The organism is Paenibacillus sp. D9, assembly GCF_001188365.1.
In the GTDB taxonomy this organism is placed as follows: domain Bacteria; phylum Bacillota; class Bacilli; order Paenibacillales; family Paenibacillaceae; genus Paenibacillus_O; species Paenibacillus_O humicus.
Genome location: NZ_JZEJ01000001.1, coordinates 4,341,039 through 4,359,949, shown reverse-complemented (window position 1 = coordinate 4,359,949; position 18,911 = coordinate 4,341,039). Strand labels below are relative to the sequence as shown.

Genomic DNA, 18,911 nt, shown 5'->3' with positions numbered 1-18,911 from the left:
TTATCGTCCCCTCTCCCTCTGCTCCAGAAGAAATTCCGCGTAGGGCAGATCTTCCGGGGTCGTAATCTTGATATTCGTATATTCCCCTTCGGCTACGGCGACCGGATCTCCGAGCCGCTCCACGACCATGGAGTCGTCCGTACCGAGAAAGCCGTCCGCAAGCGCCCGTTCATGGGCTTCCCTGAGACGGGCGCGGCGAAAAGCTTGCGGGGTCTGGATCGCCCACAAGCTGCTCCGGTCCGGCGTCGATTCGATGATGCCCGCCGCGTCCACCTTCTTGATCGTGTCCTTGACCGGCACGGCGAGCACGGCCGCGCCGGTCTCCTCGGCACGCGCCAGGCAAGCGGACACCGCGGCCTCGCTGACGAGCGGCCGGACGCCGTCATGGACAAGCGCCCAATCCGCCGAGAGCGAGTCCAGGCCGATCCGCACGGAATGCTGGCGCTCGGAGCCGCCCTCCACGATCGCGGCCACCTTGGTCAAGCCGTACTCCCCGCACCAGCGGCGGCAACGTTCGGCATCCGCCGCTCCCGTGACGAGCACGATCTCCCGGATGGCGTCCATCCTCTGGAACAGCTCCAGCGTATGGACCAGCACCGGCTTGCCCCGCAGCAGCAGGAACTGCTTGCTCTCCGGCGTTCCCATCCGCGTGCCGCGTCCGGCCGCCACGATGACGGCTCCCCAGCACGCCTCCCGGAAGCCGACAAGCGCCGCATCCGAAGACGCGGCGCCCGGGGCGGCCTGAGAGGTTGCGGCTTGCTCGCCGCCATATTGCTTGTCCATCTTCCGAAGCTCACTTCCCGCTGTAACGTTTATTCCCTATCATACCCTGTTACAGCGCTTTTTCCAACAGCTTGGGCTTTGCGAAGATCATCCGTCCCGCCGAAGTCTGGAGCACGCTCGTCACGAGCACCTCCATCGTCATGCCGATGTAATCCCTGCCGCCCTCCACGACGATCATCGTGCCGTCGTCGAGATAGGCGACTCCTTGTCCATGCTCCTTGCCGTCCTTGATGATCTGCACGACGATTTCCTCGCCCGGCAGCACGACCGGCTTGACCGCATTGGCCAAATCGTTGATGTTCAGCACCGACACTCCCTGCAGCTCGCAAACCTTGTTGAGGTTGAAGTCGTTCGTGAGCACCTTGCCCCGCAGCAGCTTGGCCAGCTTGACGAGCTTGCTGTCCACCTCGCCGATCTCCTCGAAGTCCCCTTCGTAGATGAGAACCTTCACGTCGAGCTCCTTCTGGATCTTGTTCAAGATGTCCAGGCCGCGGCGGCCGCGGTTGCGCTTGAGCAGATCGGAGGAATCGGCGATATGCTGCAGCTCCTCGAGGACGAACTCGGGAATGACGAGCGTCCCCTCGATGAAGCCGGTCTTGCAGATATCCGCGATTCGGCCGTCAATGATGACGCTTGTGTCCATGATCTTGTGCTCTTCGAAATTGACATGCTCTTCCTTCTCCGGAACGGGCAGCGCCTTCGGCTGCATCATCGCGTGGAGCCCTTCCGTCAGCTCTTCTTTCTTCCTCAGCCCGACGCTCAGTCCCACGTAGCCGAGTCCCAAAGTCAGCAGCGCCGGAGCGATCGTCGCCGCCGCCCCCGGAAGCTGGGATACCGAGGGATAGAGCAGAGCCGAAAGGACAAGGCCGCCGGTCAATCCCGCCGCGCCTGCCAGCAGATCCGCCGCCGGCATGTCGGAAGCGCGCCGTACGCCTTCCCCGAGCATTCTCTCCAGTCTTCCGGCAAGGGCGGTCGCCAGCAGCAGGCCCGCCAGCGCGCCTGTCGCCAAGCCGGTGTAAAATCCGAAAGAACCGTAGCTCCCTGCGAGAGGGCTGTAGCTTCCAAGGCCGGCCGGAAGCGCTCCGCCTGTTCCATTGCCGAACTGAGAGCCGATCATGCCGCCGAATACGATACCGAGTAATTGCAGAATACGTTTTATCATCGCTTATGCCACCTCCATTAGCCAGTATGTTCCAATTTGGAGAAGGCTAAACCGTCGCATCCAAGCAACAATTTTGCAGCAGCAGGCGACGGGCGGGCCTCATTCCCGTCCATGCGCCGCAAGTCCTGCGAAAGACGCGTCATGAAGGATTTCTCATAATGGCGATTTCGTTTTTGTATTCTGGACAGGGCGGGCTTATAATGGATTCAGGCCATCGCCGTCCAGCATACGGCGGATGAAATCGCATGCTCGTCCCATGACATGCATTCCCATAGCAGCAAAAATCGCGAAAGAGGTGGATACCGATGAGCGCTCCAACGCTCCAAGAGTTTCAGCAGCAAGTATCGGAATTGCTCCTGCGTCACCGGAGCATGCTCGATGTCCTGTCCAAGTTCGGACAGACGGGTGCAGCTGTCAACCGCGCTGTCACGAAAGCCGTGACCGAATGCGGCTGTATTGAAATCCAGGCCAGCAAGCAGCCTTATTCGGACGATCCCGAGCTTGAGAGCGCCAAGCAGCTTCTGGGCACACACATGGACGGCCATGTGTGCGAGAACTGCCGTGATGTGCTGAAAAACGAGCTGGGACGCCACCTGTTCTACATGTCCGCGCTTTGCAATCTGCTGGAAATCGATCTCGGCGAGGTTCTGTCCGCCGAATCCGATAAATGCTCCACGCTCGGCATTTTCAATTTGACCTGAACCGGAATTCCTATCCGGACATTGAAAAAAGCAGTCCATCCTCCAATGGAGGACGGACTGCTTTTTAGTTGCTCTCTTCAACGAGAAAGGCTGTGGCCGGCAATCGGCGAGCCTCATCCCAGGCAGGATAGAAGCTCCATAAACAACCAACAAACCCGGCACCGAAATTCGGCACCGGGTCAGGAAGTGGCTGCTGCATCGCAGGAACCGATCCATGCCAGCGGCAGGACGACGCTAGACGCTCCGCTTGCGGACGTTCTCTTCTTCGCCTTCGGAACGGCGGGATCTGCGGCGGCGCAGGCGTCCCTGGACATTAACGTTTTTTTTTAGGCCGTACAGCGCATAGAGCAGCAGCGGCACAAAGATGATCTTGGAGATCTGGTTCGGGAAAGCGACGCCGAGCACGACCGCAATGACGACAACGATCGGAATGCTCCAGATCGCGCCCTTCGGCAGTCCAATCTTCTTGAAGTTCGGGTACTTCACCGTGCTGACCATCAGCAGCGCGAGAACGAGCGTGCTCGCCATCAGCACCCAGGGCTGGATATCCGTGTAGAACAAAGCCAGCGTAGCCAGAACGCCTCCTGCTGCCGGAATCGGCAGGCCGACGAAGTAGCCCGGAATGCCGGAGATGACGTTGAACCGGGCAAGCCGGAGCGCGCCGCAGATCGGGAAGATCGCGGTCACGATCCAGGCGGCCGGCTGCGAGCTGAGATCCTGGAATGCGACGACATACATGATGAAAGCAGGGGCGACACCGAACGATATGATATCGGACAAGGAATCGAGCTCCTTGCCGAATTCGCTTTGAACATTTAGCGCGCGGGCGACGCGGCCGTCGACCCCGTCCAGAAGCATGGCGATGATGACCATCATGGCGGCGACTTCAGGCTTCTCATTGAACACCATAATGATGGCGACGATCCCCAGGAACAGGTTGCCTATGGTAAAAAGACTCGGCAATGATTTTGCAAACACTTCATTTCCACCTCATCTCTACTATGCCTTGGGATATCATGGACATCGGTGGAAAAAATTCCACCATCATCCAAGCCCTCCTGTCGGCATTCCCCCATTCTAGGGGAATCAGATTTGTCTGTCAATGAACATTTGATCTTGAATCCGGCGCAATCCTTCCTTGATCGCCCGGGCGCGCACCTCGCCGATTCCGTCCACTTCATCCAATTCGCCGATCGTCGCCATGACGATATTGGGCAGATTTCCGAATTTCTCGATCAGATTGTTCATGATGATGAGCGGAAGCCGCGGAATCCGGTACATCTGGCGGTAGCCGCGCGGATGGACGGCCTCATCTGCGATCGTCGCTCCTTGCGGATAGCCGAGCAGCCGAATGACATGAGGCGCGTCCATCAGCTCGTCGTTGCTGAGCTTTTTGAGCCCGGTCCGGATGTCCCGGATTTTCTCGTCGCTGTTGTCGCGGGCATAATCCTTGAGCAGGAACCAAGCATCCTCCTCCACGCCTCCGATGAGCTCTTCCATCTGCATGCTGATCAGACGGCCTTCGGTGCCGAGCTCGTTGACGTACCGCTTGATTTCCATTTTGATCCGGAGCACCATCTCCACCCGGTGGATGACATGCGCGACCTCCTGCAGCGTCACCAATTCCTCGAATTCAAGCGCCGACAGATTCGTGAACGACTGCCTCAGCACCGCCTTGTATTTCTCCAGCGTCTGAATCGCCTGATTCGCCTTCGTAAGAATAACGCCCATGTCCTTCAGGGAATACCTTAGATTACCCATATACAGGGTGATGATATTACGCCTCTGCGAAATTGATACCACCAGCTTGCCCGTCTGCTTGGCCACCCGCTCCGCGGTGCGGTGCCTGATCCCGGTCTCGATCGACGAAATCGACGGGTCCGGAATCAGCTGCGTATTCGCATACAGAATCTTCTTGAGATCCTCGCTCAGGATGATGGCCCCGTCCATCTTGGCCAGCTCGTACAGATAGTTCGGGGAAAAGTCGCAATTGATGGAAAACCCGCCGTCCACGACCTCCATGACCTCGGGACTGTAGCCGACGACGAGCAGCGCGCCTGTCTTCGCCCGCAGTACATTGTCCAGCCCTTCGCGGAAAGCGGTGCCCGGCGCGACCAGCTGCAGCAGCTGATTCGTAATTTCGATCTCTCTGTTCTCTTTCATGATTTCCAGCGAACCCCCTATTCCAGCGCCGCGCGCAATGCTTCGGATACGGTATTCACGCCGACAATCGTTATATCGTCCGGCGGCTTCCAGCCCTTGAGGCTTTTCTCGGGCATGATGACCCGCTTGAAGCCCAGCTTCTGGGCTTCCTTGACCCGCTGCTCGGCTCGGGAGACAGCCCGCACCTCGCCGGTAAGCCCCACCTCGCCGAAGACGACGTCGAATGGACGCGTCGGCGCATCCTTGAAGCTGGAGGCAAGCGCGACGGCGGCGGCCAGATCGACAGCGGGCTCGTCAAGGCGCACTCCACCGGCGGCGTTCAGGTATGCATCCTGCGTCTGCAGGAACAGCCCGATTCTTTTTTCGAGCACGGCGATGATCAGCGCCATCCGGTTGTGGTCGTAGCCGGTGGACGTCCGGCGCGGCGACGGGAAATGCGTAGGCGCGACCAGCGCCTGGAGCTCGACGAGCACAGGCCTCGTGCCCTCCATGCTGGCCACGACAGTGGAGCCGGAGACGCCCAAAGGCCGCTCCGACAGGAACAGCTCCGACGGGTTCGCGACTTCGCGCAGCCCGCTCTCGCCCATCTCGAAGATGCCGATCTCGTTGGTGGAGCCGAAGCGGTTTTTGACGGCGCGAAGCAGGCGGTAGGAATGATGGCGCTCCCCCTCGAAGTAAAGGACGCAGTCCACCATATGCTCCAGCAGCCTCGGGCCGGCGATCGCCCCCTCCTTGGTGACATGTCCGACCAGCACGGTCGCGATGCCGCCCAGCTTGGAGACGCGCATGAAGTGGGCCGTGCATTCCCTCACCTGGGCGACGCTGCCCGGTGCGGACTGGACGCTGGGATCATAGACGGTCTGAATCGAGTCGATGACGAGAAAATCCGGCTGGACGGTATCGATGGCCTCATTGATATGCTCCATGTTCGTCTCGCAGAGCACGAACAGCGACGCGCTGAGCGCGCCGAGGCGATCGGCGCGGAGCTTGGTCTGGCGAACGGATTCCTCGCCCGATATATAGAGCACCTTGAGTCCGGCGGCCGACAATGCATGGGAGGTCTGCAGCAGCAGCGTCGACTTGCCGATGCCGGGGTCGCCGCCGACGAGTATGAGGGAGCCGGGCACGACCCCGCCGCCCAGCACCCGGTTCAGCTCCCCGATGCTGCTTTCGATGCGGGGCTCATGCCCGGTATCTATGTCTATGATGGAACGCGGCTTTTCTTTCGTCCCGCGGGCCATTGGAGAGGATAATCCGACGCCGGCGGTTTTGACCACCGTCTCCTTTTCCTCCACCATCGTGTTCCAGGCGCCGCAGCCGGGGCATTTTCCCAGCCATTTGGGCGATTCCGTTCCGCATTCCGTACAGGCGAATTTCACTTTTAGTTTGGCCATCGAAGGCTCCTTTTACGGATATGACGTACCTTCAAAGTTTACCATTTCAGAGGCCGCAACAAAAGAAAATCATGCGAACATTCTTTCGAGAAGGAGCCGCTTGCGCTCCTTTCTCGACGATGTCCGGGAATCTAAGAAAAAGATAAGATCTTTTCCGTTATACTGACAGAAAAGAGAGAGAGGAAGCGGTGGGCCATGAACGAAGAAACGGTGCTGCTCGTCGATGACGAGCCCGAAATCGTCAAGCTGATGGGGCTGTACCTCAAGCAGGAAAGGTTCCGTCTTCTGACCGCTGCAAGCGGCGGAGAGGCTCTGGACATCATCCGGAAGGAAAAAGTGGATCTCGTCGTGCTCGATGTCATGATGCCCGGCATGAACGGAATCGACACCTGCATGGCGATTCGGGAAATCCGGCAGATGCCGATCATCTTCCTGTCCGCCAAAAGCGAGGAGATCGATAAAATCCACGGCCTCAGCGTCGGGGCCGACGATTATGTGTCCAAGCCGTTCAGCCCTCTGGAGCTGCTCGCCCGGATCAAAAGCCAGCTGCGACGATACGGCATCTATGGAGCCGCCGCCGGCGACGCCGCCTCGCCGGATGCCGTCACGATCGACGGCGTCACCTTCAACTCCGCGACGCGGGAAGTGACGGTCGAGGGCCATGAGGTGCGGCTTACGCCCCGAGAATTCTCCATCCTGGAGCTGCTCGGACGCAATCCCGGCCGGGTGTACAGCATCGAGCAGCTGTACGAGATGATTTGGCAGGAAACTTTTTTTGAAGCGGGAAATACCGTCATGGTCCATATCCGCAAGCTGAGGGAGAAGATCGAAGCCGATCCGAGGCATCCCAGGTACATCAAGACCGTATGGGGCGTCGGCTACAAAATGGAGAAGCTGTAGAGAGGGAGCGGGAGCATCGATACGTTGGAGCTCCAATACCCGGACGCATTGTCATGATGCCGATGCTCATGTCGGGGTCCGGCATGTCCCGGCCGCCGGCTCATCGTCCACATTCAACTCGCCAAGCCGCAGAACGACGTCGTTTATGAGGGAGGCACATCTTTGGCCAGCCGCATCTTTCAAACCTTTCTATGGAAATTCATCCTCAGCTTCGCCGCCAGCCTGCTCGGCATGGGAGTCCTTCTTTTGCTGGGCAATTACTTGGCGGAGCAGCTTATCCGGTTCAATCCGTCCAAATCCTTTTTCCTGACGAAGGCGCTTGCCTACACCATCAATGGAATCGGCTCCGGCCCGGTTCGGGTCATCTTCGGACTGCTGCTGTTCATCTTCTTGTTCTTTTCCTTGTCCAGGGGCATCATCAAGCGCTTCGACACCCTGACGAGCGCCCTGCAGGCGATCTCGGCAGGAGATCTGTCCCACCGCATCGACGAGAGCAGCAGCGATGAGCTCGGGGTCGTTGCGCGCAGCGTCAACGAAATGGCCCGCAGGCTGCAGCTCGCCCAGGAAGAGGAGCGGGCTGCCGTGCAAGCCAAGGACGACCTCATTACCGGCGTGTCCCATGATCTTCGCACCCCGCTCACCTCGGTGCTGGGGTTTCTGGAATATATCGAGGACGACCGTTACCGCGACGAGGTCGAGATGCGGCAGTATGTCCATATCGCCTATGAAAAATCTCTCGTGCTGCGCAAGCTGATCGACGATCTGTTCGAATATACCCGCGTCACCAGCAGCGGTTTTCCGCTCCAGCGCGAAACCGTCGATCTCAACCCCTTTCTCGGGCAGCTTGCCGAAGAATTCATGCCGGCGCTGGAGGAAGCCGACATGGCCTGCCGCGTCCATCCCGCAGACGGCCCCCTCATCGTGGAAGCGGATCCGGAGCTGCTGCTCCGCGTCTTCGAGAATCTGATCAGCAATGCGATTCGTTATGGGGCAGACGGAGGGGCGCTGGACATCCTTCTGCGCAGGGACGAGCTTGAGCCTGCTGCGGAAATCATCTTCCGCAACTATGGCGAGCCGATTTCGCAGGACCAGCTCCCGCGGCTGTTCGAGCGCTTCTACCGAGTCGACGCCTCCCGCTCCAAGGCGACAGGCGGCAGCGGCATCGGGCTTGCCATCGTCAAGAGCATACTGGATCTGCATGGAGGAACGGCGTCCGCAACCAGCTCCAGGCGCAAGACCGAATTCATCGTCCGCCTTCCTCTTCCTTGCGGCTCAGACGCCCAACCGGCAGAAGCCGGAGCGGGCGATTAAGAATAAGTTAAGATCACCGTCGGCCCGATGTTAAGAACCGGCCTCTATACTGGTTTCATTACCTGTGCAAAGGGGATGGAATGCATGAGGACCTTCTTGTTCGCTGTCGTTCTGACATTGTCCGCGGGAGCAGCCTTCCAATGGAAAAACCGCAAAGTCCCGCTTCGCCAAGCGCTTCTCTGGAGCGCTGTCGCTCTCGCCCAGCTCGCCGTCATTTTGGGCCCTTCCTTCATGAAAGGCCACTGATCGCGCCCTGGCTGTACGGCCGTTCAGTCCTTAACCATTTCATAATTCGTCGCTAATTTAAGGTGGGAATTCAATTATTCCTATCTTTTTTGCGGTTTCATCCTTTAGGTTGAACATATACAACTATAAAGTTGAATCGTTCTATTTCATTTCAATTTATTACTTCCTAAATTCAACCTGCGGCAATAAATAAAAATAGAGAAATAAGCTCCTGCACCGATCGATAGAAGCTTAAATAAGATAGAAATATGACCGTTGCATGATTCAAAAAAACACTGCGCACGCCAGGCTTCGTCCTCTTCTCCGCTTCCTAGAACCAGCCGCCTCTACGTATAACCTGCGATTCAATGGCCGATGCTAAGCCTATATACAACGGATTAGAGCCCGTACAAGCTCGTCATGCGAACTCATTTCCATGATCCCAAGGAGGGACATCCCATGCCCGATCTGCTGAGACTCGCCCTGATCGCCATCGCCTTGCTCTTCGTCGGCCTCGTCATGCACTGTGTCCGCAAGGGAGTGCTTCGAAACCGCTACGCGCTGCTCTGGATTACTGTCAGCGGAAGCATACTCGGCTTGTTCCTTCTGCCCTTCCTGCCGCTGGGCCACGGCTGATGACGGACTGCGGCGAACAACAAAAAAGCAGTCTCCTCCACATAGAGGAGACTGCTTTTTTACTATTCCGCTCCCAGACGGAACAGAACCTCATGAATGCTCAGCTTGGAGCCAAGCATCAGATCCTTTGGATTCGGCGCGCTTGCCGTTGCGGCTCCATGCCCCGCTTCCGGAGCGCCGCTGCCGTCATGGCCGCCGGCTCCAGCAGGATGCCCCGACGCTGCTGACGCCGCATGCCCTGATGCCGGAGTCCCGTCTGCCGCCGTACCGCCCATCGGCTGCGCTCCTCCGGCCGGAGCTGCGTTCTCCGCTCCCTCAGGAGCCCGCCGCGCATGCGCCTGCTTGAACGAATCGCTGTTCACCCAGTTGTCGAAGCTGGCCTTGTCCGTCCAATGCGTCACGACCTTCAGCTCGTCCGATTCCTCCTTGCGGTCGAGCAGCAGCTCCATGCCCGCGAAGCCCGGCATCGTATGGACGCCTTTCGGATTTTTAAACCTTTCCGCCACCTGTTCTCCAAAGCCCGACTTAATCTGAATCGTGTTCGTTACGACGATCATATCCTTTCGCCTCCTTGCGAGAAATGGGAACGCTATCTTCTCAGTTTAACAGCCTTGGAAGCCGGGTACAAACGGACGCCTGCCCCTCGGTTTCCGATTCCGCTGTGAAGACTTATTGCCCTTCTGAACCCGAGCCGCAAAAAAAGCCCTTCTTCCCAAAAGGAAAAGGGGCTTTTCCGCAGTGCGTTAGGAAGGATTTCCGGCATAAGCAGCCCTGCAATTGCGGAAGATGGCCGCTGCTTACTTCGCTGCCGTTTCTTCCTGCTCGGCTTTATGCTGTTCCGGATGAGGCTTGACGGTCAGGCCGCCGTTCTCCTCGTCGATCACCAGCATATCGCCTTTCTTGATATTGCCCATCAGCAGCTCTTCGGACAACCGGTCCTCGATATGCTTCTGGATCGCACGGCGCAGCGGACGCGCGCCGTAGGCAGGATCGAAGCCTTCCTTGGCGAGAAACGTTTTCGCTCTGTCCGTGAGGTCGAAGTCGACTTCCTGCTCGCGAAGCCGCTTGCGCAGCTCGTCGGACATCAGCGTCACGATGCGGGCGATATGCTCCTCTGCGAGGGAGTGGAACACGATGGACTCGTCGATCCGGTTCAGGAATTCGGGACGGAAGCTCTTTTTCAGCTCGCCCATCACTTTTTCCTTCATCTGGTTGAACTCGCGTCCGGCATCATGCTGGGCCGTAAATCCGAGCGTCGAGTTGCGCTTGATCTGATCGGCGCCGACGTTGGAGGTCATGATGATCAGCGTATTCCGGAAATCGACTACACGGCCTTTGGAATCGGTCAGGCGGCCGTCCTCCAGAACCTGCAGCAGAATATTGAACACTTCCGGATGCGCCTTCTCGATTTCGTCCAGCAGCACGACGGAGTAAGGCTTGCGGCGGACCTTCTCGGTCAGCTGGCCGCCTTCCTCATAGCCGACGTATCCCGGAGGAGCGCCAACGAGGCGGGAAGTGGAATGTTTCTCCATATATTCCGACATGTCGATGCGGATGACCGCATTCTCGTCACCGAACATCGCCTCGGCCAGAGCGCGGGCCAGCTCGGTTTTGCCGACGCCGGTAGGTCCGAGGAAAATGAAGGAGCCGATCGGACGCTTCGGATCCTTGAGTCCGGCACGGGAGCGGCGAACGGCGCGGGAGACGGCCTTGACGGCATCCTCCTGGCCGATGAGGCGGCTGTGCAGAATCTCTTCCATCTTCAGCAAGCGCTCGGTTTCTTCCTCAGCCAGCTTGCTGACCGGGATACCCGTCCAGTTGGCGACGACCTGAGCGATGTCCTCCGGCGTTACTTCGGAATCCGTGCGTCCCTGCTTTTCTTTCCACGTGTTCTTCGTCGTGTCGAGCTCTTCGCGGATTTTCTGCTCCGTGTCGCGGAGCGCCGCGGCCTTCTCGAATTCCTGGCTCTGAACGGCCGCATCCTTCTCCTTGCGCACCTCGTCGAGGCGTCCCTCCATCTGCTTCAGATCCGGCGGGATCGTATAGGTATGCAGGCGGACCTTGGAGCTGGCTTCGTCGATCAGGTCGATCGCTTTGTCCGGCAGGAAGCGGTCGGTGATGTACCGGTCGGACAGCTTGACTGCCGCCACAATGGATTCATCCGTGATTTTCACGCGGTGATGGGCTTCGTAACGATCGCGAAGTCCATGCAGGATCTGAATCGCTTCGTCCGGGGTAGGCTGATCCACCGTGATCGGCTGGAAGCGGCGCTCGAGGGCGGCATCCTTCTCGATGTACTTGCGGTACTCGTCGAGAGTAGTCGCGCCGATGCACTGCAGCTCGCCGCGTGCGAGAGCCGGCTTCAGGATGTTGGAGGCGTCGATGGCGCCTTCAGCGCCGCCTGCGCCGATCAACGTGTGCAGCTCGTCGATGAACAGGATGATATTGCCCGCTTGGCGGATCTCATCCATGATTTTCTTGAGCCGGTCCTCGAATTCGCCGCGATACTTGGTGCCTGCCACGACAGAGCCCATGTCCAGCGTCATGACGCGCTTGTCGCGAAGCGTCTCGGGAATTTCGTTGGCGATGATCTTCTGCGCCAGACCTTCGGCGATCGCCGTCTTGCCGACGCCAGGCTCGCCGATCAGCACCGGATTGTTCTTCGTCCGGCGGCTGAGAACCTGGATGACGCGCTCGATCTCCTTGCTGCGGCCGATGACCGGATCCAAATTGTTCTCACGGGCGGAAGCGGTCAGGTCGCGTGCCAGGCCGTCCAAGGTCGGCGTGCTGACGTTGGCCGGCGCTCCGTGGTTGCTCGATACCGCCTCGCTGCTGCCGAGCAGCTGCAGCACTTGCTGCCGCGCCTTGTTCAGGCTGATGCCGAGGTTGTTCAGCACGCGGGCGGCCACGCCTTCGCCTTCGCGGATAAGGCCGAGCAGAATATGCTCCGTGCCGACGTACGTGTGCCCCAGCTTGCGGGCTTCGTCCATGGACAGCTCGATGACCTTCTTCGCACGGGGCGTGTAGGCGATGTTGCTGGGCTGCTCTTGGCCGCGGCCGATGAGCGATTCCACCTCGTCCTGTATTTTCTCGAGTCCCAGGCCGAGCGCGATCAGAGCTTTGGCCGCGATGCCTTCGCCTTCCCGAATGAGGCCGAGCAGAATATGCTCCGTGCCGATATTGTTATGTCCAAGCCGCACCGCCTCTTCCTGGGCGAGAGCAAGCACCTTCTGCGCACGTTCCGTAAATCGTCCAAACATCATTCGTAAGCACCTCCATCATGGGTTACAGGGAGCAGCCGGCTGCGGATCAGCTCCGCGCGCCTTGCATCGCGCTGCTCCGTATTCAATTTTTCCTCGAATGCCTGCTGCAGGAAGCCAGGCTGGGTCATTACCATCAACTCATTCATAACCTGCGGGGAAACTTCCCGAATCATGCCCAGGTCGATGCCAAGACGGACATCCGACAGTCTCTGGGCCGATTCCTTGGAGTCCATGATCGCCGCATGAGACAGGATGCCGTAAGATCTCATCACCCGATCCTCGAGCCGCAGGCGCGATTCCGCCTGAAGACGCTCGCGGGCCGCTTTTTCATGCTCGATGATCTGCCTCACGACTCCATGCAGATTGTCGATGATTTCATCCTCCGACTGTCCCAGCGTGATCTGGTTGGAAATCTGGAACAGATTGCCGAGCGCCTCGCTTCCCTCGCCGTACAGCCCCCTCACAGCCAGACCCACTTGGGTAATGGCGGACAGGATCCGGTTGATCTGATGCGTGAGCACGAGCGCCGGCAGATGCATCATGACGGATGCGCGGATGCCGGTTCCCACGTTGGTGGGGCAGCTGGTCAGAAATCCGCGTCTCTCATCAAAAGCATAGTCGACTGCTTCCTCATAAATGTCGTCGATTTTGCTGGCAAGCTTCCATGCCTCCTGGACCTGGAAACCGGGATATAAACATTGAATGCGCAAATGATCCTCTTCGTTAATCATAATGCTGACGGATTCGTTCTCGCTCATGACGACCGCTCCCGCACGGGCTTCGTTCGCCAGCGCGGGACTGATCAGATGCTTCTCCACCAGCACCCTGCGCTCCAGCTCGCTGAGATCCGAAAGAACGATCGTCTCGAACGGGCCGATCGGCTCCAGCTTTCCTTCCTGCGCCACGGAAGCAAGCTTGCTCATCACTTCCGCGGACTGCTGGCTGGTGGCCAGAATCGGAAAGGGATAATTGTGCAGGTTGCGGGCGATTCTTACGCGGCTGCTGAAGACGATATCCGAATCGGGTCCGTCTCCCTTCATCCACTCGCTCAGCGCCGTCTGGGCAAACCGGTTGGCTGCCAATCCAATCCCTCCCTACCGTGCAGCCGCCTTGCGGAAGCTGCGCTTATGATGTCTATCTGGATGCTTCCAACGATCAGGCTTCCTTGATCTGCTTCTCCAGCTCGCGGATTTTGTCCCTGAGCTTGGCGGCGGCTTCGAACTCTTCTTTCTGGATCGAGCTCTTCATTTCCTGCCTCAGCCTGTCGATTTCCCTCTGTGTCTGAATCCTTCCGCCCGAGCGGCGGGGAATCTTTCCGACATGGACCGTGTTCCCGTGCACTCTCTTCAACAGAGGATCGAGCCTTTCCCCGAAGTGCTTGTAGCAGGAGCTGCAGCCGAATCTTCCGAGCTTGGAGAACTGCGAATACGTGAGTCCGCACTCCTCGCAGCGCGGCACCGCCTGCTTCGTCCCAGCCAAGCTTCCCGCAGGCTCGAAATCCATAAGCCCCGACAGCAGGCTGTGGATGGAAAAGCCGTTCGGAGCTCCCGGAATGCCTTCGCCCCTTTCGCGGGCGCAGGCTTCGCAAATATGGAATTCCGTTTTTTCTCCGTTTACGATCTTGGTAAAATGAAGCGTTGCCGGCCTTTTGCCGCATTCCTGACAAAGCATGCCGCGTCCCTCCTCACCGGTCCTTCTCTATTGCTTACCCAGAAGCGAGATGAGCATCGCCTTCAGCAGCCTGGCTCGAAGCTCGTCGCGCTGCGGCAGCTTGATCGCGATCGACTCCCGGCATACAGCCGCCCGGAGCAGGCTGCCTTCTCGCTTGGAAATGAACAAGGCTTCCTCCAACTGGTAAATAAGTCCTTCGGCGGCGCTTTGATCGACTTGATTGCCGATCGTATGATGAATATGGCCGTGGATGGCTTTGAGCGCAGGCAGCTCGATCCGTTGGATCCGGATGTAGCCTCCTCCCCCTCGCTTGCTCTCCACGAGGTATCCCTTCTCAAGCGTGAAACGGGTACTGATGACATAATTGATCTGCGACGGTACGCAGGAGAAGCTGTCCGCCAATTCGTTGCGCTGTATTTCCACCGCACCTTCGGGACTGTCCTGAAGCAGCTGCTTCAAATGCTGCTCCAATGCATCGGAAATGTTTCGCATATCACCCACCTCCCTATGCCGGGGCACCTTCAGGATTTTTCTTGAATTGCGGGTAGAAGCCAAACAGCCAAAGGCCGGATGCGTCCCTGTAGCATTCCCTCATCGGCGCAAATTACGACCCGCGAACGGGGACCGGAAGAAAAGGATCTTCGCCTTGCATAAGGCGGGATCAGACTCAACTGACTTTGACTTTCTTTGACTTATATCTTGATTATACTCCTTTTTAAGAAAAGGTCAAGGAAACTTCCGCTGCTGCCATCCAGACGAAAAAAGCCGCCTCTCCCTGCTGTGTTACCAGCTTGGGATAAGACGGCCCGCTTTATACACGGTTAGAAGAAGTCCATGAAATTCGTCATCGCCTCAGGGATACGGCTGCCCAGCCGGACGGCCTCCGAGCGCGGACCCGAGATATGATCCATCTGCTGCAGATCCCTGGCGCGCTTGTATCCGATGAGAAGAGCAGCCAAAGTTCCGATGGAGAGATCCAAACGCTTGGAGGAGGTTCCATCCTGATACCGGGAAAGGCTGCCCTTGCCCTCTTCCGTGATGTCAAGCATCCACAATCCGTCATTCCAGGATGCATCCTCGTCATGAATCTGGAGGACGAATTGATCGCGGACTCCAGGCTGGAACGAAAGCTGCTTGACGAGCGATTGGACATCGACGATGCGAACCATGAAATAAGGATGGATGCTCTGTTCGATGCGCGGATCGTTAAGCTGATAAGGCAGCGGATCTCCCGAGTAGGTATGGAGCACGGCGGAATCGATCATGGAATCATGATTGCTGAAGAAATTCCAAAGCCCCACCCTCGCTTCTTCCGTAAGATAGACGAGCTCATGAATGTCGAGACGCCTCTCCTTCACCTTGTAAAGGGCATACCCTTCCGGCGTGCCGTTCTGGGACCGGTACAGCACCGCATCCCCTTTCTTCCGCTTGAAGACCGAATGCTCCCACCAATCCGCAGTTCGGGCCAGCGTGCCATTGAAGCTCTCCGAATAGGTCTGATAAAGGATGCCCAGAAGTTCGGCATGATCGCGGACTTGAATCCGCTCGACTTTGCCGTTGTTTTGCATTCGTTGAGGCAGCTTGTCCGTCGCCAAGGTGTACTTGACCCGGTCGATGAACAGCTCCCAGCCGTATTTGCGGTAAAAGCCGATCGAAAACGGCGCCAGCATCGATATGGATTGGCCGTTCGCTTTCATTTCCTCCATCGCATGACGGAGCAGCTTGCCCACATGCCCGGAGCGCCTCGATTCCGGCCAGCTTGCGACCGAAGAGATGCCTCCCATCTTCAGCACGATGCCGTTCCAGTTCACCTCGAGGGGAATGATTCTGACCTGGGAGACGATCCGTTCCTGCTCGACACCGACGATAACTTCCTCGCACCTGGCTCTTGCTCTGGCCTGCTCCAGCTCCTCTGCGGAAAGCTCGATTTGAAAGGCGTATTGGCTCAGCTTCATATGCTCGTCGAATTCTTCCGGCTTCAATGTTCTGATCTTCATCCTGCACCCGCTTCCCCAAGATGTTAGGTATAGATGTATTATGACACATATTGTATTTATTTCCCACTTGTATCCTTTTTAATGGGGCGGATTTTCAACGCCGCAAACGATTTCCCCCCTTAACTTTACACGTTTTTAAGGTTCATTTGGTTTTCTGCTATCCATGCAGGCATGTCTCTTTGATGAAGATGGAGAAAAAACATCAAAAAAAGCCTGATCGGCGATTGCTCGCGGATCAGGCTTCTCTCTGTGCTTGGCGACGTCCTACTCTCCCAGGACCCTGCGGTCCAAGTACCATCGGCGCTGGAAGGCTTAACGGTCGTGTTCGGGATGGGTACGCGTGGTTCCCTTCCGCCATCGCCACCAAACGTTACGCTTATTCAAGACCTGGCTTGCGCCTTGAAAACTGGATCGAATCAATATGTTGGATGCTGAGTCCATTCGTGCTTCTTACATGGCTAGCGAATCGTACTGAGATTCATCTCGCCATGTCTCGCCAACGTTCATCGTCTTGCGACGATATCCCGTCAGGCTTGATCCATAGGATAAGCCCTCGACCGATTAGTATTCGTCAGCTGCACGCATTGCTGCGCTTCCACCCCGAACCTATCAACCTGGTCGTCTACCAGGGGTCTTACATACTGGGAAATCTCATCTTGAGGGGGGCTTCGCGCTTAGATGCTTTCAGCGCTTATCCCGTCCGTACGTAGCTACCCAGCGGTGCTCCTGGCGGAACAACTGGTACACCAGCGGTACGTCCATCCCGGTCCTCTCGTACTAAGGACAGCTCCTCTCAAATTTCCTGCGCCCACGACAGATAGGGACCGAACTGTCTCACGACGTTCTGAACCCAGCTCGCGTACCGCTTTAATGGGCGAACAGCCCAACCCTTGGGACCTACTTCAGCCCCAGGATGCGATGAGCCGACATCGAGGTGCCAAACCTCCCCGTCGATGTGGACTCTTGGGGGAGATAAGCCTGTTATCCCCAGGGTAGCTTTTATCCGTTGAGCGATGGCCCTTCCATTCGGTACCACCGGATCACTAAGCCCGACTTTCGTCCCTGCTCGACTTGTAGGTCTCGCAGTCAAGCTCCCTTATGCCTTTGCACGCTGCGAATGATTTCCAACCATTCTGAGGGAACCTTTGGGCGCCTCCGTTACATTTTAGGAGGCGACCGCCCCAGTCAAACTGCCCGCCTGACACGGTCCCTGTACCGGATCACGGTACCAGGTTAGAACTCCGATACGATCAGGGTGGTATCCCAACGGTGCCTCCACCGAAGCTGGCGCTCCGGCTTCCCAGGCTCCCACCTATCCTGTACAGATCGTACCAAAGTCCAATATCAAGCTGCAGTAAAGCTCCATGGGGTCTTTCCGTCTTGTCGCGGGTAACCTGCATCTTCACAGGTATTAAAATTTCACCGGATCTCTCGTTGAGACAGCGCCCAAGTCGTTACGCCATTCGTGCGGGTCAGAATTTACCTGACAAGGAATTTCGCTACCTTAGGACCGTTATAGTTACGGCCGCCGTTTACTGGGGCTTCGGTTCACAGCTTCGGGTTGCCCCTAACCGCTCCCCTTAACCTTCCAGCACCGGGCAGGCGTCAGCCCGTATACTTCGCCTTACGGCTTCGCACAGACCTGTGTTTTTGCTAAACAGTCGCTTGGGCCTTTTCACTGCGGCCCCCTCGGGCTATTCACCCTACCGAGGCACCCCTTCTCCCGAAGTTACGGGGTCATGTTGCCGAGTTCCTTAACGAGAGTTACTCCGCGCGCCTTAGCATGCTCTGCTCGCCTACCTGTGTCGGTTTGCGGTACGGGCACCTTCGCCTGGCTAGAAGCTTTTCTTGGCAGCTGGAGATCATGACCTTCGGTACTATAAGTTTCCCTCCCCATCACAGCCCAGCCTTACGGTTTGCGGATTTGCCAACAAACCAGCCTCACTGCTTGGACGGACACATCCATCGGTCCGCGTCACTACCCTTCTGCGTCACTCCATTGCTCATAACGGCTTACGGTGGTACAGGAATATCAACCTGTTGTCCTTCGACTACGCCTTTCGGCCTCGCCTTAGGTCCCGACTTACCCTGAGCGGACGAACCTTCCTCAGGAACCCTTAGGCTTACGGCGGATCAGATTCTCACTGATCTTTTCGTTACTCATACCGGCATTCTCACTTGTGTACTGTCCACCAGTCCTTACGGTCTGACTTCAACCTATACACAACGCTCCCCTACCCAAGTACCTATTGGTACATGCCATAGCTTCGGTGGTGTGTTTAGCCCCGTTACATTTTCGGCGCAGAGTCACTCGACCAGTGAGCTATTACGCACTCTTTAAATGGTGGCTGCTTCTAAGCCAACATCCTGGTTGTCTGGGCAACTCCACATCCTTTCCCACTTAACACACACTTGGGGACCTTAGCTGATGATCTGGGCTGTTTCCCTCTTGACGATGGATCTTAGCACTCACCGTCTGACTCCCGGTTATACATGACTGGCATTCGGAGTTTGACTGGACTTGGTAACCCTTGGCGGGCCCCGCACCCAATCAGTGCTCTACCTCCAGCATGCTCAACACCGAGGCTAGCCCTAAAGCTATTTCGGGGAGAACCAGCTATTTCCGAGTTCGATTGGAATTTCTCCGCTACCCCCACCTCATCCCCGAATTTTTCAACATTCGTGGGTTCGGGCCTCCAGTGCGT

General features: G+C 57.5%; 16 protein-coding genes and 2 rRNA genes (1 of these 18 only partly in view). 5 read left to right on the top strand and 13 right to left on the bottom strand.

Annotated features, from left to right (window positions below):
• Both ispD and VE23_RS19500 read right to left on the bottom strand, forming a co-directional pair.
• Positions 1–783, bottom strand: coding sequence for a 2-C-methyl-D-erythritol 4-phosphate cytidylyltransferase (gene ispD, locus VE23_RS19505; RefSeq protein ID WP_083436161.1), 783 nt, complete (start codon positions 781–783; stop codon positions 1–3).
• Positions 784–832: 49 nt separating this feature from the next.
• Entirely contained in the window at positions 833–1,945 is a 1,113-nt protein-coding gene (locus tag VE23_RS19500; protein ID WP_021878524.1) for a PIN/TRAM domain-containing protein, read from the bottom strand.
• Between the two features lie 305 nt (positions 1,946–2,250).
• On the opposite strand from VE23_RS19500, the gene VE23_RS19495 reads away from it, so the two are divergent.
• Positions 2,251–2,646: a hypothetical protein gene (locus VE23_RS19495; RefSeq protein ID WP_021878523.1), complete on the top strand. Its 396-nt coding sequence runs from the start codon at positions 2,251–2,253 to the stop codon at positions 2,644–2,646.
• A 234-nt stretch (positions 2,647–2,880) separates the two neighbouring features.
• On the opposite strand, the gene pssA is transcribed toward VE23_RS19495, so the two are convergent.
• From pssA to radA, 3 genes are all read right to left on the bottom strand, one after another.
• Positions 2,881–3,624 (bottom strand): CDP-diacylglycerol--serine O-phosphatidyltransferase, encoded by a 744-nt coding sequence (gene pssA, locus VE23_RS19490; protein WP_049868846.1) that lies wholly within the window; start codon positions 3,622–3,624, stop codon positions 2,881–2,883.
• 108 nt (positions 3,625–3,732) lie between these two features.
• Entirely contained in the window at positions 3,733–4,809 is a 1,077-nt protein-coding gene (disA, locus tag VE23_RS19485; RefSeq protein WP_021878521.1) for a DNA integrity scanning diadenylate cyclase DisA, read from the bottom strand.
• Positions 4,810–4,826: 17 nt separating this feature from the next.
• Complete coding sequence (gene radA, locus VE23_RS19480; RefSeq protein WP_049868845.1) at positions 4,827–6,203, bottom strand: DNA repair protein RadA; 1,377 nt, start codon at positions 6,201–6,203, stop codon at positions 4,827–4,829.
• Positions 6,204–6,398: 195 nt separating this feature from the next.
• Here radA and VE23_RS19475 point away from each other — a divergent pair, with 195 nt between their 5' ends.
• The 4 genes from VE23_RS19475 to VE23_RS26665 all read left to right on the top strand — a co-directional run bounded on the left by VE23_RS19475 (position 6,399) and on the right by VE23_RS26665 (position 9,275).
• Positions 6,399–7,103, top strand: coding sequence for a response regulator transcription factor (locus VE23_RS19475; protein ID WP_049868844.1), 705 nt, complete (start codon positions 6,399–6,401; stop codon positions 7,101–7,103).
• A 162-nt stretch (positions 7,104–7,265) separates the two neighbouring features.
• Positions 7,266–8,414 (top strand): sensor histidine kinase, encoded by a 1,149-nt coding sequence (locus VE23_RS19470; protein WP_049868842.1) that lies wholly within the window; start codon positions 7,266–7,268, stop codon positions 8,412–8,414.
• Positions 8,415–8,498: 84 nt separating this feature from the next.
• A complete protein-coding gene (locus VE23_RS26670; protein WP_157054004.1) occupies positions 8,499–8,660 on the top strand; it encodes a hypothetical protein in 162 nt (53 codons plus the stop codon).
• A 438-nt stretch (positions 8,661–9,098) separates the two neighbouring features.
• Positions 9,099–9,275 carry a hypothetical protein gene (locus VE23_RS26665; protein WP_157054003.1) on the top strand — a complete coding sequence of 59 codons (177 nt, stop codon included), beginning with the start codon at positions 9,099–9,101 and terminating at the stop codon, positions 9,273–9,275.
• A gap of 62 nt (positions 9,276–9,337) precedes the next feature.
• Here the strand turns inward: VE23_RS26665 and VE23_RS19465 are convergent, their stop codons facing one another.
• The 8 genes from VE23_RS19465 to VE23_RS19430 all read right to left on the bottom strand — a co-directional run.
• Complete coding sequence (locus VE23_RS19465; RefSeq protein WP_048743653.1) at positions 9,338–9,832, bottom strand: antibiotic biosynthesis monooxygenase; 495 nt, start codon at positions 9,830–9,832, stop codon at positions 9,338–9,340.
• A 240-nt stretch (positions 9,833–10,072) separates the two neighbouring features.
• Positions 10,073–12,538, bottom strand: a complete 2,466-nt coding sequence (clpC, locus tag VE23_RS19460) for an ATP-dependent protease ATP-binding subunit ClpC (RefSeq protein ID WP_021878514.1) — start codon at positions 12,536–12,538, stop codon at positions 10,073–10,075.
• The gene (locus tag VE23_RS19455) at positions 12,535–13,620 is read right to left on the bottom strand and encodes a protein arginine kinase (protein ID WP_083436162.1); all 1,086 of its coding nucleotides are present in this window, start codon (positions 13,618–13,620) and stop codon (positions 12,535–12,537) included. Before VE23_RS19455 ends, clpC begins: the two co-directional genes overlap by 4 nt.
• Before the next feature lie 73 nt (positions 13,621–13,693).
• Positions 13,694–14,209, bottom strand: a complete 516-nt coding sequence (locus VE23_RS19450) for a UvrB/UvrC motif-containing protein (protein WP_049868840.1) — start codon at positions 14,207–14,209, stop codon at positions 13,694–13,696.
• Positions 14,210–14,236: 27 nt separating this feature from the next.
• Complete coding sequence (locus VE23_RS19445) at positions 14,237–14,701, bottom strand: CtsR family transcriptional regulator (RefSeq protein ID WP_048743656.1); 465 nt, start codon at positions 14,699–14,701, stop codon at positions 14,237–14,239.
• 329 nt (positions 14,702–15,030) lie between these two features.
• The gene (locus tag VE23_RS19440) at positions 15,031–16,206 is read right to left on the bottom strand and encodes a GNAT family N-acetyltransferase (RefSeq protein ID WP_048743658.1); all 1,176 of its coding nucleotides are present in this window, start codon (positions 16,204–16,206) and stop codon (positions 15,031–15,033) included.
• Between the two features lie 251 nt (positions 16,207–16,457).
• Positions 16,458–16,574, bottom strand: a 5S ribosomal RNA gene (rrf, locus tag VE23_RS19435).
• A gap of 173 nt (positions 16,575–16,747) precedes the next feature.
• A 23S ribosomal RNA gene (locus tag VE23_RS19430) occupies positions 16,748–18,911 on the bottom strand (it continues 765 nt past the right edge of the window).

Coding starts and splice junctions, on each gene's coding strand:
- VE23_RS26665 (WP_157054003.1), top strand. CDS start 9,099: ATGCCCGATCTGCTGAGACTCGCCCTGATCGCCATCGCCTTGCTCTTC.
- radA (WP_049868845.1), bottom strand. CDS start 6,203: ATGGCCAAACTAAAAGTGAAATTCGCCTGTACGGAATGCGGAACGGAA.
- VE23_RS19465 (WP_048743653.1), bottom strand. CDS start 9,832: ATGATCGTCGTAACGAACACGATTCAGATTAAGTCGGGCTTTGGAGAA.
- VE23_RS19475 (WP_049868844.1), top strand. CDS start 6,399: ATGAACGAAGAAACGGTGCTGCTCGTCGATGACGAGCCCGAAATCGTC.
- clpC (WP_021878514.1), bottom strand. CDS start 12,538: ATGATGTTTGGACGATTTACGGAACGTGCGCAGAAGGTGCTTGCTCTC.
- VE23_RS19450 (WP_049868840.1), bottom strand. CDS start 14,209: ATGCTTTGTCAGGAATGCGGCAAAAGGCCGGCAACGCTTCATTTTACC.
- ispD (WP_083436161.1), bottom strand. CDS start 783: ATGGACAAGCAATATGGCGGCGAGCAAGCCGCAACCTCTCAGGCCGCC.
- VE23_RS19440 (WP_048743658.1), bottom strand. CDS start 16,206: ATGAAGATCAGAACATTGAAGCCGGAAGAATTCGACGAGCATATGAAG.
- VE23_RS19495 (WP_021878523.1), top strand. CDS start 2,251: ATGAGCGCTCCAACGCTCCAAGAGTTTCAGCAGCAAGTATCGGAATTG.
- VE23_RS26670 (WP_157054004.1), top strand. CDS start 8,499: ATGAGGACCTTCTTGTTCGCTGTCGTTCTGACATTGTCCGCGGGAGCA.
- disA (WP_021878521.1), bottom strand. CDS start 4,809: ATGAAAGAGAACAGAGAGATCGAAATTACGAATCAGCTGCTGCAGCTG.
- VE23_RS19500 (WP_021878524.1), bottom strand. CDS start 1,945: ATGATAAAACGTATTCTGCAATTACTCGGTATCGTATTCGGCGGCATG.
- VE23_RS19445 (WP_048743656.1), bottom strand. CDS start 14,701: ATGCGAAACATTTCCGATGCATTGGAGCAGCATTTGAAGCAGCTGCTT.